General features: G+C 71.2%; 12 protein-coding genes and 1 riboswitch. Of the genes, 7 read left to right on the top strand and 5 right to left on the bottom strand.

Going from position 1 to position 13925, the window contains the following annotated elements:
- The first annotated feature begins 9 nt into the window (after window positions 1-9).
- Together purN and ACFSL2_RS12880 are read left to right on the top strand one after the other, a co-directional pair.
- Window positions 10-654 (top strand): phosphoribosylglycinamide formyltransferase, encoded by a 645-nt coding sequence (purN, locus tag ACFSL2_RS12885; RefSeq protein ID WP_377198248.1) that lies wholly within the window; start codon window positions 10-12, stop codon window positions 652-654.
- A 148-nt stretch (window positions 655-802) separates the two neighbouring features.
- Entirely contained in the window at window positions 803-2464 is a 1662-nt protein-coding gene (locus ACFSL2_RS12880) for a BCCT family transporter (protein ID WP_377198247.1), read from the top strand.
- Here the strand turns inward: ACFSL2_RS12880 and ACFSL2_RS12875 are convergent.
- Window positions 2461-3048 carry a helix-turn-helix domain-containing protein gene (locus ACFSL2_RS12875; protein ID WP_377198246.1) on the bottom strand — a complete coding sequence of 196 codons (588 nt, stop codon included), beginning with the start codon at window positions 3046-3048 and terminating at the stop codon, window positions 2461-2463. The genes ACFSL2_RS12880 and ACFSL2_RS12875 overlap by 4 nt on opposite strands.
- Before the next feature lie 81 nt (window positions 3049-3129).
- Here ACFSL2_RS12875 and ACFSL2_RS12870 point away from each other — a divergent pair, with 81 nt between their 5' ends.
- Complete coding sequence (locus ACFSL2_RS12870) at window positions 3130-4515, top strand: MFS transporter (protein ID WP_377198245.1); 1386 nt, start codon at window positions 3130-3132, stop codon at window positions 4513-4515.
- Window positions 4516-4599: 84 nt separating this feature from the next.
- Here the strand turns inward: ACFSL2_RS12870 and ACFSL2_RS12865 are convergent, their stop codons facing one another.
- Window positions 4600-5190, bottom strand: coding sequence for a TetR/AcrR family transcriptional regulator (locus tag ACFSL2_RS12865; RefSeq protein WP_377198244.1), 591 nt, complete (start codon window positions 5188-5190; stop codon window positions 4600-4602).
- Between the two features lie 91 nt (window positions 5191-5281).
- On the opposite strand from ACFSL2_RS12865, the gene ACFSL2_RS12860 reads away from it, so the two are divergent.
- From ACFSL2_RS12860 to purH, 3 genes are all read left to right on the top strand, one after another.
- Entirely contained in the window at window positions 5282-6334 is a 1053-nt protein-coding gene (locus ACFSL2_RS12860; protein ID WP_377198243.1) for an NAD(P)-dependent alcohol dehydrogenase, read from the top strand.
- 250 nt (window positions 6335-6584) lie between these two features.
- Window positions 6585-7010, top strand: coding sequence for a pyridoxamine 5'-phosphate oxidase family protein (locus tag ACFSL2_RS12855; protein ID WP_377198242.1), 426 nt, complete (start codon window positions 6585-6587; stop codon window positions 7008-7010).
- Between the two features lie 548 nt (window positions 7011-7558).
- Window positions 7559-7645: riboswitch (ZMP/ZTP riboswitch) on the top strand.
- Between the two features lie 33 nt (window positions 7646-7678).
- Window positions 7679-9319: a bifunctional phosphoribosylaminoimidazolecarboxamide formyltransferase/IMP cyclohydrolase gene (gene purH, locus ACFSL2_RS12850; RefSeq protein WP_377198241.1), complete on the top strand. Its 1641-nt coding sequence runs from the start codon at window positions 7679-7681 to the stop codon at window positions 9317-9319.
- A 72-nt stretch (window positions 9320-9391) separates the two neighbouring features.
- Here the strand turns inward: purH and ACFSL2_RS12845 are convergent, their stop codons facing one another.
- Window positions 9392-10420: a hypothetical protein gene (locus tag ACFSL2_RS12845; RefSeq protein WP_377198240.1), complete on the bottom strand. Its 1029-nt coding sequence runs from the start codon at window positions 10418-10420 to the stop codon at window positions 9392-9394.
- Window positions 10421-10592: 172 nt separating this feature from the next.
- Window positions 10593-11987: an NAD(P)/FAD-dependent oxidoreductase gene (locus ACFSL2_RS12840; protein ID WP_377198239.1), complete on the bottom strand. Its 1395-nt coding sequence runs from the start codon at window positions 11985-11987 to the stop codon at window positions 10593-10595.
- A gap of 109 nt (window positions 11988-12096) precedes the next feature.
- On the opposite strand from ACFSL2_RS12840, the gene ACFSL2_RS12835 reads away from it, so the two are divergent.
- Complete coding sequence (locus ACFSL2_RS12835) at window positions 12097-12543, top strand: DUF3017 domain-containing protein (RefSeq protein ID WP_377198238.1); 447 nt, start codon at window positions 12097-12099, stop codon at window positions 12541-12543.
- 13 nt (window positions 12544-12556) lie between these two features.
- Here ACFSL2_RS12835 and ACFSL2_RS12830 read toward each other — a convergent pair whose 3' ends face one another.
- Window positions 12557-13780, bottom strand: a complete 1224-nt coding sequence (locus ACFSL2_RS12830) for a septum formation family protein (protein ID WP_377198237.1) — start codon at window positions 13778-13780, stop codon at window positions 12557-12559.
- Between the last annotated feature and the right edge of the window lie 145 nt (window positions 13781-13925).

The following is a 13925-nucleotide window of genomic DNA, read 5'->3' as shown; positions in this document are numbered from 1 at the left end:
CTGAGCACCGTGCAGACGCCCTCCGGTCATTCCGTCGAGTCCACGTCCAGCCAGCGAGTCGTCGTGCTGGTCTCCGGGTTCGGGTCCAACCTCGCCGCCCTGCTCGCCGCCCACGAGCAAGCGTCCTACGGCGCACGCGTGGTGGGGGTGGTGACGGACAACCCGGCCGCCGGCGCCCTCGACCTCGCGCGGGACGCCGGTGTCGCGTCGGTCGTCGTCTCCACGAAGGACTTCGAGGACCGGGCCGCGTGGAACGTCGGCCTGGCGGAGGCCGTGGCCGTGTTCCAGCCGGACCTCGTGGTGCTGGCCGGCTTCATGCGGATCCTCGCGCCGACGTTCGTGCGCAAGTTCGAGGGCCGGATCATCAACACCCACCCTGCCCTGCTGCCCGCCTTCCCCGGCGCGCACGGGGTGCGCGACGCGCTCGCCCACGGGGTCAAGGTCACCGGCTGCACGGTCCACGTCGTGGACGACGGCGTGGACACCGGCCCGATCATCGCCCAGGCCGCCGTACCGGTCCTGGAGCACGACGACGAGCCGACGCTGCACGAGCGCGTCAAGGTCGCCGAGCGCGCACTGCTGGTCGAGACGGTGGGCCGCATCGCTCGCGAAGGGCTCTACGTGGCGGGCCGCAAGGTGTCGATCGGCCGCTGAGCCGGCACGCAGCCGCTCCTGGCGACGCCGTGGCGTTCAGGAAGCACGAGGCCAGGAGCCTCGATACGGTAGATGGGCATCCCTCTGGACTCTCGCAAGTCGGTAATGGCCCAGTTACTGAAGAAATATCCACGGCGGAAGGCAGCACATGTCTGAGCAGAAGACAGGCAGGACGGACGCTCCCCCCGGGACCGACGGCAGGCGCAAGCTGATCCCCGCGCCGCGGGTCTTCTACCCGGCGGCAGGGCTGCTGGTGGCATTCGTGGTCATCACCGCGCTCATCCCGAAGCAGATGGGTGACCTGATCGCCGCCGCGAACTCGACGGTCGTACAGGACCTCGGCTGGTACTACATCGGCTTGGTCGCGGCCTGCGTGTTCTTCTCCATCTGGCTGGCGCTCTCGCCGATGGGCAGCATCGTGCTCGGCAAGGACCCCAACGACGAGCCGGAGTTCAAGCTCGGGTCGTGGTTCGCCATGCTGTTCGCGGCGGGCATGGGGATCGGCCTCGTCTTCTGGGGCGTGGCGGAGCCGCTCAACCACTACGCCGTGACGCCGCCGGGGGCCAGTGCCGGTACACCGGCCGCCGCGGCACGCTCGGCCATGGACGTCACGTTCCTGCACTGGGGCCTGCACGCCTGGGCCATCTACGTGGTGGTGGGCCTCGCGATCGCGTACTCCGTGCACCGCAGGGGCAACCCCGTCTCGATCCGCTGGGCGCTCAGGCCGCTCCTCGGTAACCGGATCAACGGCTTCTGGGGCGACGTCATCGACGTGATCGCCGTGCTGGGCACGCTGTTCGGTGTCGCGACGTCCCTGGGTCTCGGCGTGACGCAGGTCGGGGCGGGCCTCGCCTATCTCGAGGTCATCGACGAGCCGTCCACCTGGCTGCTCGTCATGCTCATCATCGTCATCACGGCGCTCGCCGTGACCTCGGTGGTCACGGGCGTCGACAAGGGCATCAAGTGGCTGTCGAACATCAACATGGGTATCGCCACGGCGATCATGGTGTTCGTGCTGATCGCCGGGCCCACGGTGTTCATCCTGAGTGACTTCATCACCCAGATCGGCTCCTACCTGCAGAACTTCTTCAACCTCACGTTCAACGCCCGTCCGTTCCAGGCGGAGGGCGCCGAGTGGCTCGGGGGCTGGACCACGTTCTACTGGGGCTGGTGGATGAGCTGGGCACCGTTCGTCGGTGTCTTCATCGCCCGGATCTCGAAGGGCCGCACGATCCGCGAGTTCGTGATGGGCGTGCTCCTGGTCCCCACGCTGGTGACGTTCCTGTGGTTCTCGGTGCTGGGCGGCTCGGCCCTGTACCAGGAGATCTTCGGCGGCGGCGGGATGATCGCGGAGGACGGCACGGTCAGTACCGACACGGCGCTCTTCCAGCTGTTCGACACGCTTCCGGGGTCCGAGATCTTGAGCGTTCTCGGGATCATCCTGATCGTCATCTTCTTCATCACCAGCTCCGACTCGGCGTCGTTCGTCGTGGACATGCTGTCTTCGGGTGGTGACCCGAACCCGCCCAAGTGGAGCCGCGCATTCTGGGGTGTCGTCGAGGGCGCCGTCGCGGCGGTCCTGCTCGTCGTGGGCGCAGCGGCCGCAGCCGCCAACCCGGACGCGGGCATCGATCCACTAGCCGCCTTGCAGACGATGGCGATCCTGCTGGCCCTGCCCTTCAGCGTCGTGCTCGTGCTGCTGGCCATCGCCACGGCCAAGGCCCTCCTGCGTGAGCAGAAGGTGCGGCAGCAGAAGCAGCGGGAATGGTTCGCGGAGCGGGTGGCGGAGCACATCGACAACCGCCCCTAGGCCGGTTCGTCGTCCGCTGTCGGACCGCCTGCCAGGTCACGCGGTCCGACAGCGTAGAGGACCTGGTAGAACTTCCGCTCCGGGTCGTCCGGGTCGGCGCGCTTGGCCGCGCTGGTCTTGTCCCACCAGCGCTCCATGACGGCGAAGACCTCCGCCGTCATCTCCTCCGCCTCGGCGCGGGTGAGGAACGCGCCGGCGGTCGTGCCCTCGTGGAAGTCGCTCTGGACCTCCGGGGCGGTCCGGTCGCGCAGGAACATGTCGCGCAGCCAGCGCAGGTAGGGATCGAGCGCACGCTCGGCCCCCGCGAGCGTCCGGTCGACGACGAACCGCTCGACGACGGGCCGCCACACGCGGTCCCGCTTGTCCCGGGCCAGCTCCGGGGCCTCCTCGATGAAGCGGTGCTTCGCGAGCACCCGCAGGTGGAAGCTGATTGTGTTCGCCGGCACACCGAGCGCCTTCGCGAGGTCGGCGGCCCGTGCGTGCTCGCGCACGTTGATCTCGACCATGATCCGCTGCCGCAGGGGATGCGCCATGGCCCGCAGCGTCTCCGGGTCGGTGACGTGAAAGGGCTCCTTCGATGCCATCGCCTCAGGCTAGCAAGAAACCGCAACAGATCATGCGCAAGAACCATTGCGCAATATTTGTTGCGGATCTACCGTGAGGTCATGACGACGGAACGGACGACCAGCGACGCTCGCGCCACGGAGGGTGTGGCGGGCGAGCCGGGGGCACCCGTGGCGGAGGCGGGCCTCTGGCGGAACCGCTCGTACCGCCTGCTCCTGACGGGTGCGACGGCCGAGGACGTGGGGGACGCGATCGGGTTGCTCGCGGTGCCGCTGCTCGCCTACGCGGTCACCGAGTCCCTGGTGGCGGCAGGCGTCATCGCGTTCGTCGGCCGGCTCGGCTCGGTGGTCATGGCCCTGCCGGCCGGTGTGATCGTGGACCGGGTGGACCGGCGTCGGCTCATCATGGCCGGCGCGGCCGTGGCGGCTGCTGCCTGGCTCAGCGTGGTGGTCGCCGGGCTGGTGGACGGCCTGTCGGTCACGGCCCCGCATCTCGCCGGGGCGTTCTTCGTGTCGTCGATGGTCGGCTCGCTCATGGAGCCGGCCGGGACTGCTGCCCTGCATGCCGTGGTGCCCAAGAGTCAGCTCGGCCAGGCGATGGCCGTGGCGCAAGGTCGTGATGCTGCCGCCACCCTGCTGGCCGGACCGCTGTCCGGCCTGCTCTACGGCATCGGTGCGGTGCTGCCGTTCGTGGCGTCGGCGGTCGGTCGCCTGGTGGAGGTCGTGACCGTCTCGATGGTGCGCCGGCCGCTCAACGGGGACCTCGCCGCGGCCCGGGCGGAGCGCCCGACGGCAGCCCTGGCCGAGGGGCTGCGGTTCGTGTTCGGAGTGCCGCTGTTCCGCAGTGTGCTGGGGCTGTTCATCCTGGTCAACGTCGTGGTCAACGGCATGATGGTCGCGGTCAACCTGTACCTGGTGAGCGTCGGTACGCGGCCGGTCCTCATCGGGCTCGTGTACACGGCGGTCGGTGTCGGGGTGCTGGCGGGCTCGGTGCTGGCGGGCGTGCTCGTGCGCCGGGTGCGGGTGAGCGTCCTGACGGCCATGTCGCTCGGGGTGTCCGGGGTGGCTGTCGCGGCCATGGCGCTCTTTCCGACGTACTGGGGGTTTCTGGCGGCACTCGTGGGGATGATGCTGTTCGCCCCGGCGCTCAACGCCGGGATGCTCTCCTACGTCACGGCGATCACGCCGGGCCACATGCAGGGCCGCATGTCCGCGACCCTCGGCCTCACCGGGCTGTTCGCCGGTCCGGCCGCACCGCTCGTGGGCAGCCTGCTACTCGCGCAGGCCGGCGTCGTAGCGGCGATGTGGATGTTCGCCGCGTCGTTGGGCGTCCTGTTCCTCGCGCTGTTCCTCGTGCGGCCCTTGTGGCGCATCGGGCTCCCGGACACGTGGGCGGCCGACGTGATCGAGTGGCCGACGCCGGACGCGTCGTCGGCCACCGGGCGCCGCGGTGTCGGACCGCGGACCAGTCGTCGTCCGCGGCGATGATCGCCCCGTTCGGGTTTGCCGAGTCCCGAGTCCCGGGGAAACGTGGTCGAGGCGCGGCTTCTCGCGGCGGTCGGACGGCTCCGGCTACTGCGGCGTGACTGCGCGGCGGACCGCCTCGCGCAGGAAGTCCCGCCGGCGCCGGTGCTCCGCCGGATCCTCGTCCGCGTGGGCCGCGTACACGTTGCTGACGGGCGACCATGTCATCGACATGCTGATCACCATGGCCATCACGTCGAACGGGTCGCCGGCCACCACCGTCCCGGCCGCCTGGGCAGCGGCGATCGCCGACAGCTTCTCCTGGTCCTGGCGCTCGGCCTCGGCCACGAGATGCCCCGTGGGGCTTCGCTCGAGCCGTGACCACGTGGCCAGGCGAACGATGTCGGGATGCGCCAGGTACTCGTCGTAGAGCCGCACCGCCCAGCCGGGCAGATCGTTCGCGTCGATGGTGGCCAGGTCGATGATCTGGCGGAACGACGCGGCCAGGACGGCGTCAAAGAGCTCGTCCTTGGTGCCGAAGTAGCCGTAGAGCTGCGCCTTGTTCGTCCTGGCGGTGCTCGTGATGCGCTCGACCCGGGCGCCCGAGAATCCGTACCGGGCGAACTCGGCGGTCGCTGCCTCCAGGATCCGGTCCCACGTCGCCGCACCGCGGGCGGTGGGGGGCTTCCTGTCTGCCACGTGGCGACCATACCGTCCGCTCCCTTGCTGGACCTGCGCGAGTGCCGTACTGTCAAACAGACCGAACAGTCTGTTTGTTAAGGAGTGGCACATGCGGAGCACCACCGGCTACGGGGCGCGGCGTCCCGAGGAGCAGCTCACGCTCCGGACCATCGAGCGCAGGGACCTGCGTCCGGACGACCTCGCGGTGCGCGTCACGTACTGCGGCGTCTGCTTCACCGACCTCTCCGCCCTGCGCGCGCTGCCGGACCAGGGCGGGGACGACCTGCTGGTCCCTGGCCACGAGTTCGTGGGCGAGGTGGTCGCCACCGGGGCCGCCGTCACGCGGTTCCGGGTGGGCGACCAGGTGGCGGTCGGCAACATCGTGGACTCGTGCGGAGCGTGCGCCATGTGCCGGGCGGGCCAGGAGAACTTCTGCACCCAGTTCCCGACGCTCACCTACGGCGGTCGCGACCGGCACGACGGCACGACGACGCTCGGCGGGTTCTCCGGCGAGTACGTGGTGCGGGAGGACTTCGCCTACCACCGTCCGGACAACCTCGACCCGGCCGCCGTCGCGCCGTTGCTGTGCGCCGGTGTGACGGTCTGGGAGCCGCTGCGTCGCTGGCACGCCGGACCGGGAATGACAGTGGGCGTGGCGGGGCTTGGCGGGCTCGGACACCTCGCGGTGCGCCTCGCCAAGGCGCTCGGCGCACGGGTGGTGGTGCTGACCCGGACGCCCGGCAAGTCCGCCGACGCGAGGAAGCTCGGGGCCGACGACGTGGTGGTCACCACGGACGAGCACGACCTGGCGCGAGCCGCGAGCAGCATCGACCTGCTGATCGACACGATCTCCGCGCCGCACGACCTCGGCGGGCTGCTGCGCCTCGTCGCGCTCGACGGCACGCTCTGCTCGCTGGGCTATCTGGGGCCGATCTCGCTCGAGACGATGGACCTGCTCGTGGGGCGCAAGAGTCTGGCGTCGGCCGGGAGCGGCGGCCGGCAGGGTACGCAGGACCTGCTCGACTTCTGCGGCGAGCACGGGATCACGGCAGACGTCGAGGTGCTCCCCTCCGCGGAGGTGTCGACGGCGATGCGGCGGCTCGCGGCGAACGACGTGCGCTACCGGTTCGTCCTGGATCTGTCGGACCTGCCGGGGTGGTAGGAGGGTGTTGGGGTTGTTGGGTTGCCTGATGGGGCTGGTCTGGTCTGGTGAGGCCGGGTCTGCTGGGGTGGTAGGGCCTGACGGGCCTGCTGGAGTGGTCCTGGCCCGTCGGGTCTTGCGGGTCGGCTCGGGTCGTGCGGGCGGGCATACCGGGAGCCCGGGGGCCGGCGCGCTGCTGGTGGACGATCACAAAGGCATGCCGGACCTCTGCCTATGGCTTCGTCCGTCTCGGCGTCGTTGACTGGGTGTCATGAGCAACAACAGCAGCCTGACCGCCGAAGACCTCGAGTTCCTGGGCCGCCCTCTGCACGGGTTCCTGTCCGTCGCCGGCGGGACGCAGCCGCCGCAGCCTCGGCCCCTGTGGTTCGAGGCGACCACGGCGGGGACCGTCCAGTTCTTCACGGAGCCCGGATCCCTCAAGATGCGACGCCTGGAGCGCGACCCCCGGGCCTCCCTGGTCGTGGCGGCGCCGGTGGGGGAGCGCGAACGCTGGGTTTCGGTCGCCGGTCCCACGACGGTGGAGACCGATGGCGCGCATGATCTGACCTCCCGGCTCGCCGCACGCTACTGGGACCTCGACGACCAGACCCGGGCGCGCGACCTCGCGGAGATCCACGCCAGCGAACAGGTCCGCGTGGTCATTCACCCGGAGGCCGTGTACCGCTACACGTACTGACCCGACCCGGGTGCGTGGGTGCGTGGGTGGCCGGCTCGGGGCGGGCTCTGGGTTGTCGAGCCGGGGGTCGGTCGTGGTTGGGGCGCCGAGCCGCAACATAGTCGTGGACTGGAGCGCCGAGCCGCAAGTTGGTCGCGGGCTGTCGTGGGATCGGGCGCCGAACCGCAACTTGATCGCCGGCCCGGCGCCCAACCGCAAGCTAACGGTCCATGAGGGCCCCGATCGACGTGTTCGTATCGGCTCGGCGTTCCGGGTGACGATCAAGTTGCGGTTCGGCCCCGTCGGCGCGGCCACAACGTGCGGTTCGGCCCCAGCCGCACCAGCAACGTGCGGTTCGGCGTCCGAACTCACAGCCAACCTGCGGTTCGGCACTCGAACACCACGACGGCACTCGAACTCCACGATTAACGTGCGGTTCGGCGCGCGAACCCACGACCAACGTGCGGTTCGGCCGCCGCCAACGCGCCACCAACCTGCGGTTCGGCGCCAACACCGTCAACATCGTCAACACCGCCCCAGTTCGCCGCCCGACACGGCACCGCTAGACTGCCGGTGGCCGTGACTGGCGAGGGTGGGTCACCACCGGGGAGCGGCCGAGTGACCCGTGATGCGCGCCGCCCGCCTGGGTGCCAGGGTTTTCCGCGAAGCTACCTCCGAGGAGAACCGCCATGTCCGGCGTCCCGTCCACACCTGCCGTCCAGCTCACCGACGACTCACAGCGCCCCGTACGGCGTGCCCTGCTGAGCGTCTACGACAAGACCGGCCTGCTCGAGCTCGCCACGGCGCTGCACGCCGCCGGCGTCGAGCTGGTCTCCACCGGCTCCACCGCGTCGCGGATCGCCGACGCCGGCATTCCCGTCACGCCGGTCGAGGAGCTCACCGGATTTCCCGAGTGCCTCGAGGGTCGGGTCAAGACCCTGCACCCGCGCGTGCACGCCGGCATCCTCGCCGACACCCGCAAGCAGGATCACCTGGACCAGCTCGAAGGCCTGGACATCCAGCCGTTCGAGCTCGTCGTCGTGAACCTCTACCCGTTCGCGGCCACCGTCGCGTCGGGTGCCGAGCCGGACGCCGTCGTCGAGCAGATCGACATCGGCGGCCCGTCCATGGTGCGCGCCGCGGCGAAGAACCACCCGTCGGTCGCCGTGGTCGTCGACCCGGCGCGATACGACGACGTCGTCGCGGCCGTCCAGGCCGGCGGATTCACCTACGCCCAGCGCAAGGCGCTCGCGGCCGCGGCGTTCGCGCACACCGCGACCTATGACGTCGCGGTGGCCTCCTGGATGGGCTCGGTGCTCGCCCCGACCGACGTGGTCGACGGCGCGGAAGGGCCCGTCTCGTCGGGGTTCCCGTCCTGGGCCGGCGCCACCTGGGAGCGCGCCGACGTGCTCCGCTACGGCGAGAACCCGCACCAGCGCGCGGCCCTGTACACCCGCCGTGACGGGGGCACGGGTCTGGCCCAGGCCGAGCAGCTGCACGGCAAGGCGATGAGCTACAACAACTACGTCGACGCCGACGCCGCGTGGCGGGCCGCCTGGGACCACGACGGTCCCGCTGTGGCGATCATCAAGCACGCCAACCCGTGTGGCATCGCCGTGGGTGCCGACATCGCCACGGCGCACGCGAAGGCGCACGCGACCGACCCGGTCAGCGCGTTCGGCGGCGTGATCGCGGCCAACGGGGTGATCACGGCGGCCGCGGCGCAGCAGATCGCCCCGGTGTTCACCGAGGTCGTCGTGGCTCCCGGCTTCGAGCCGGAGGCGCTCGAGATCCTGCGGGCCAAGAAGAACATCCGGCTGCTGGTCGTCCCGGAGGCGCCGTCCGCCGCCGTCGAGACCCGGCCGATCTCGGGCGGGCTGCTCATGCAGGCCACCGACCGGTTCCAGGCGGACGGCGACGCCCCGGCGGGCTGGACCCTGGCGACCGGCGCGGCCGCGTCGTCCGAGGTGCTCGCCGACCTCGCCTTCGCGTGGAAGGCGGTGCGGGCCGCCAAGTCGAACGCGATCCTCCTGGCCAAGGGCGGGGCGGCGGTCGGTATCGGCATGGGCCAGGTGAACCGCGTGGACTCGTGCCGGCTCTCGGTCGAGCGTGCCAACACCCTGGCCGACGGCGCGGAGCGGGCTCGGGGTGCCGTCGCAGCCTCGGACGCCTTCTTCCCGTTCGCGGACGGTCTGCAGGTGCTGCTCGACGCCGGCGTGACCGCCGTCGTGCAGCCGGGCGGTTCGATCCGCGACGAGGAGGTCGTCAAGGCCGCCGAGGCGGCGGGCATCACGATGTACCTCACGGGCACCCGCCACTTCGCGCACTGAGCTGCCTGGCCTGGTTCGCTTCCCAACGAGGTCTAAGTTTCTTCGCTTTGAGGGCCCTCAAAGCGAAGAAACTTAGACCTCGTTGAGGTTGAGGAGGCGGGCACCGAGCGTCACGGGCTGACCGTCGTCGTCATGGTGCCCCGGGGACCAGCCGGCCTCGTGCAGGACCGGGGCCAGTGTCGCGACCATCCGGCTCCGGATGTCCCTGGCCGTGAACCGGAGCACGCGGGCTCCACCTGCGGACATCAGGTCGTTCTGGCGGCCCCGGTCCCGGAACACGGCCTCCGGGGTGCTGTGCACGTCGGCGCCGTCGATCTCGACGAGCAGCCACGTGCCGTCCGGTAGCAGCCACGCGAGGTCGACCCGGCCGAGGTGCTTGCCCGCCGGATCCCGGACGACCAGCTGCAGGGCATCCGGCGGAATTCCGGCATCGAGGCATGCCATTCGCGCGGCGGACTCGAGCGGCGACTCCGCTCGACCGTTCGCCATCCGCCACCAGGGATGCGTCGTGTCGACGCCCCGGTGCCCACGTGCCAGGTCGTGCGCACGGGCGAGGTCGTCAACCGTGGCGGTCCGAGTGTGGAGCAGATCGTCCATCACGGCGACGGCGTCGTCCCGGCCCATCTGCGCGACGCCGAGCGCTAGGGCATCGGTGACGCTCGCGATCCGGAAGTCGCCACTGAACCGCCCGGTCACCATGCCGCCGACCTTGCGGAACACGATGCCGTCCCGGGCCGGCCGCCATCTGCCACCGGGCGCCACCACTTCAGGGCGGATGGTGCGTGGCAGGCCCTTGACCCTGTACAGCGCGAGGGCGCACAGGCCGACCGCTGTCGAACCAGGGCCGCCCGCGAGCAGGCCGACCCACGCCGGTCGGCGGCGCAGATGGTCCAGGAGGTCGGCGCGTGACCGCTGGTCCGGAGGAACGGGATCGATGTCATACACACCGTGCGTGACCCGGATCAGACGGCACTGGCGGACGAGGCGGTGCCGCCAGGCGGCGCCGACCCCCATCTCGTCGAGCTGGACGGAGGACACCAGGCCCTCTTGCCGGGACGTGACGATGGCGAGCTGCGGAGGCAGTGGTTTCAGCGGTCGCATGAGCGCAATGTCAGCACGCAAGCAACACCAACACTGATGAAATGGCATGCTCGTGTGGATAACGCCAGCTGCCAGGTTCTTTCGAGGTCTAAGTTTCTTCGCTTTGAGGGCCCTCAAAGCGAAGAAACTTAGACCTCGTTGACGAGAGGGGACTGGCCCCGAGACGAGGGGCTCAGACGGCGGCGTCCTTGAGCTTGATCGCCGGGTCCAGGGCGCGGTCGAGGTCGACCGTGAGCGGGACGCCGCGGTTCATCAGCTTGCGTGCCTGCCCCACCTCGCGGGGCGAGTCGACCAGCAGCACCGCCCGGACGGTCGCCACCCGGTGGCCGTCCGGGGTGCGGCGGGGATGCCGGTCCAGCGCGTTCTCGAGATAGAGCGCTGCCCAGCCGCCTGCCGCCGTGGGATCGCCCCGCAGCACCACCTCGTCGAACGGGGACGGCACGCCGAACAGGGCCAGGTCGTGCCCCAGCTGCTGGGAGAAGACGTACGGGGCGTGCACCGGGATCGGGGCGAGCCCGAGCCGCGCTCGTACGTGCTCCGGTTCCGCCGCACGCTCGTCGAGACCGAGCAGCGCCCGCACGGTGACATCTGGGTCGTGCAGCGCCGCCGACCAGTGGCCGCCGGGAACCGGCCCGAACACGGGGTGCTCCCGCGTCGCCAGGTCACCCACCACCCAGACGCGCCGGAGCGCGTCGAGGTGCAGCCGGCCCGCGGGGTCGGTGGGGGAGTGCATTCCCATGAACCGGCCCGCGCGGTTGACCCGCAGCCCGCCGTTCGCCTCGCGCGGGAGGGAGCCGGTGAGCCAGCCCGACGCGGGCCGCGCGCCCACGGCGGCCAGCACCAGGTCGGCCTCCAGCACCCTGCCGTCGGCGAGGGTCACGCGGGCGCCGTCCTGCGCGTCCTCCTGCGAGCCGGGCAGCACCTGGTCCACGGCGACGTCGGTGACGAGGGTGACGCCGGCGGCGTCGTACCAGGGGGCGAGGTGACCGCCGACCCGGCGGCCGAGCTGTCGTTCCAGCGGGACCGGGCCTGCTTCGACCACCGTGACCCGCGCACCCGCGCCCGCGGCGACTCCCGCGACCTCCGCGCCGATCCAGCCGGCTCCGACCACGACGAGCCGCATGCCCGGTACGAGAGCGGCGCGCAGCCGCTCCGCGTCGGCGGCGGAGTGCAGCGTGACTGCGGCATCCCAGCCCGCCGGCCGTACCGGCTCGCTACCGGAGGCGAGCACCACGGCGTCGGCGACGACGTCGTCCCCCGACGTCGTGCGCACCACGACGTGCTCCCGCTCCACCTCGAGGCGGACCGCCGGGTCGGCGAGCCGCAGGTCGTCGGCGAGCGACGGCAGATCGATCCCCAGGTCGTCGGCGAGCCACACCGGCTCCGTGCGCTTGAGCAGCTCCTTGGACAGCGGCGGGCGGTCGTACGGGGGCAGCCCTTCCGCGCCGAGCACCGTCACCCGGCCCTCGAAACCGTGCTTCCGCAAGGCCGCGGCGGTCTGTGCTCCCGCCAGTCCCGCCCCCACGACGACGACGCTGCTGAGGACCTGTGCTGAAGGCGTGGGCATGGACCTCACGGTAACTCGCAGGCCGCCAACCTGGGAACGCGCTGTTATTCAGGTTGCAAGCAGGTCACGGCCCTGCAGAATCGCGACGTTTCGGTTGTACCCTCGTCCCGTGGATCTCAGTGAGACTCGGACTGCCCCCGGCGCACCGGGCGGCGCTACGACGCTCCTCGAGCCGGGCTCGGCCGGAACGACTACGCTCGAACGCACCAGAGAGGCACGTCTGAGCACGGCCACCACGACGACCAGCCAGGAGCTCGACCGCAGTGAGCCATCCAGCGGCGAGGGCGCCGACATGATGCCAGAGCTGCAGCGCGGCAACCTTGCCATCTGGCTCGTCCTCGTCGGTGTCGCTCTCTCGGTACTGCTCGGCATGACGGCGGGCGCACGCGCCGGCGCCATCGGTATCGGCGTGGTGCTGGTCGTCTGCGCGATCTTCCGGGCGGTGCTCGACAACCCGGTGGGCCTGGTCATCCGTACCCGGACCGTGGACATCGTGCTCTACGGCGCGACGGCGGTGCTGATCGGCGTGCTCGCCGTGGCGACGCCGAGCATCTGACGGCCGGCCGCCGTCAGCGCTCGGCGCCCTCGAGGGTGCCCGTCACCGGCTGCTCCGACTCGACGACGCACAGGATGCGGCGGTCACCCTCGGCCCAGCTCTGCTCCGACGGTGCGATCGGCCAGTACCGCAGCTCGGACTGTGCCCACCGCATGCCGACGAACTTCGTGAACTCCGGGTAGCAGTACGCGTCCGCCGCGTCCCACAGTGCCTGCTGGCTGGGCGTCGCGCCGTCCTTCGCGAGGCTGTCGGGCGCCGTCGTCTCGGCATAGATCTCGCCGCCGTGCGCCGTGGTGCACGCCACGACCGGGATCCGGTACAGCGTGGTCTGGCCCGACGTCGCCGCGGTGTCGAAGCAGTCACCCACCGCGAGGTCGGGGATCTCCGCCCCGGCCGTCGCCGCGGAGTCGGTCTGCGGGGTCGGTTCGTCGGTCGCCCCGGCCGGGCCGCCGGCGCCGGGCGTCGGCAGCGCGACCGGGCCGTCCCCCGGGGACTGGCTGCCCGGTTCCGGGGCGTAGGGGTCGGCGGTCGCGTACGGGTCCTCGCTCGGGGTGGGGGACGACGACGGAGCGGCGAGCTCGGCGCCGGCGTCAGGCTGCGCGATGCCGAGGGGGCCGGCCAGGGCCGGTGGTACGAACGACCTGGCGGTGGAGACGAACCCCGCCGGGAGCGACGACGCGTAGGTCGGCGCGGCCGCGATGCCGACGGCCAGCCCCACGATGCCGAGCGCGCCGATGACGACCGCGCCCAGCGCGAAGTCGAGGGCACGTACCGAGGACTTCCGCGCGCGGCGGGCGTTCCCGATGCCGTTGGCCTCCGCGGTGCGCATCGACAGCACGAGGGCAGGGATCGCGAGCGGCCAGAAGAACAGGAAGGCCGCGACCACCCAGCCCAGGCGGGTCGAGGAAGGGCCGGCCGGCTGGTCGTCGGGCGCGTCCGGTTCGGCGTCCGGCTCATTGTCGGGCTCAGCGTCCGGTTCGGCGTCGGGCTCGCTGTCCGGACCGCTGTCCGGCTCGTTGTCCGGCTCTGCGGGGAGCACCTCGTCGTCGGTCGCGTCCCCGGCGTCCGCTTCCCCGCCGTCCGCGTCTCCGCCGTCCGCTTCCCCACCGTCCGCGTCCTGCGCGGGCGTCTCGGTCGCCTGCGCGGCGGCCTTCTCTGGTGCTGTTTCGGTGGCCGGCTCCGCTGCTGTCGCGACGGCTTCCGGTTCCTCTCCGGGCGTCTGCTTCGTGTCGGCCATGATGCGGGGATCGTAGCGCTGTGGGGCTGCCCTTCGGCAATCGACGGCTGATCGGCGCACGGTCTACGCAATCGGGACACAACGCCCGCACGGCGTCGGGACCCACGCCCGCACGACGTCGGGGCCGCACCTCCCGTGCGGAAGA

This window comes from Promicromonospora aerolata (assembly GCF_042682255.1).
Classification (GTDB): Bacteria; Actinomycetota; Actinomycetes; order Actinomycetales; family Cellulomonadaceae; genus Promicromonospora; species Promicromonospora aerolata.
The sequence above is the reverse complement of the archived record's forward strand: the minus strand, read 5'-3'. Positions and strand labels throughout refer to the sequence as shown.

Coding starts and splice junctions, on each gene's coding strand:
- ACFSL2_RS12880 (WP_377198247.1), top strand. CDS start 803: ATGTCTGAGCAGAAGACAGGCAGGACGGACGCTCCCCCCGGGACCGAC.
- ACFSL2_RS12845 (WP_377198240.1), bottom strand. CDS start 10,420: ATGCGACCGCTGAAACCACTGCCTCCGCAGCTCGCCATCGTCACGTCC.
- purH (WP_377198241.1), top strand. CDS start 7,679: ATGTCCGGCGTCCCGTCCACACCTGCCGTCCAGCTCACCGACGACTCA.
- ACFSL2_RS12870 (WP_377198245.1), top strand. CDS start 3,130: ATGACGACGGAACGGACGACCAGCGACGCTCGCGCCACGGAGGGTGTG.
- ACFSL2_RS12875 (WP_377198246.1), bottom strand. CDS start 3,048: ATGGCATCGAAGGAGCCCTTTCACGTCACCGACCCGGAGACGCTGCGG.
- ACFSL2_RS12840 (WP_377198239.1), bottom strand. CDS start 11,987: ATGCCCACGCCTTCAGCACAGGTCCTCAGCAGCGTCGTCGTCGTGGGG.
- ACFSL2_RS12830 (WP_377198237.1), bottom strand. CDS start 13,780: ATGGCCGACACGAAGCAGACGCCCGGAGAGGAACCGGAAGCCGTCGCG.
- ACFSL2_RS12855 (WP_377198242.1), top strand. CDS start 6,585: ATGAGCAACAACAGCAGCCTGACCGCCGAAGACCTCGAGTTCCTGGGC.
- ACFSL2_RS12860 (WP_377198243.1), top strand. CDS start 5,282: ATGCGGAGCACCACCGGCTACGGGGCGCGGCGTCCCGAGGAGCAGCTC.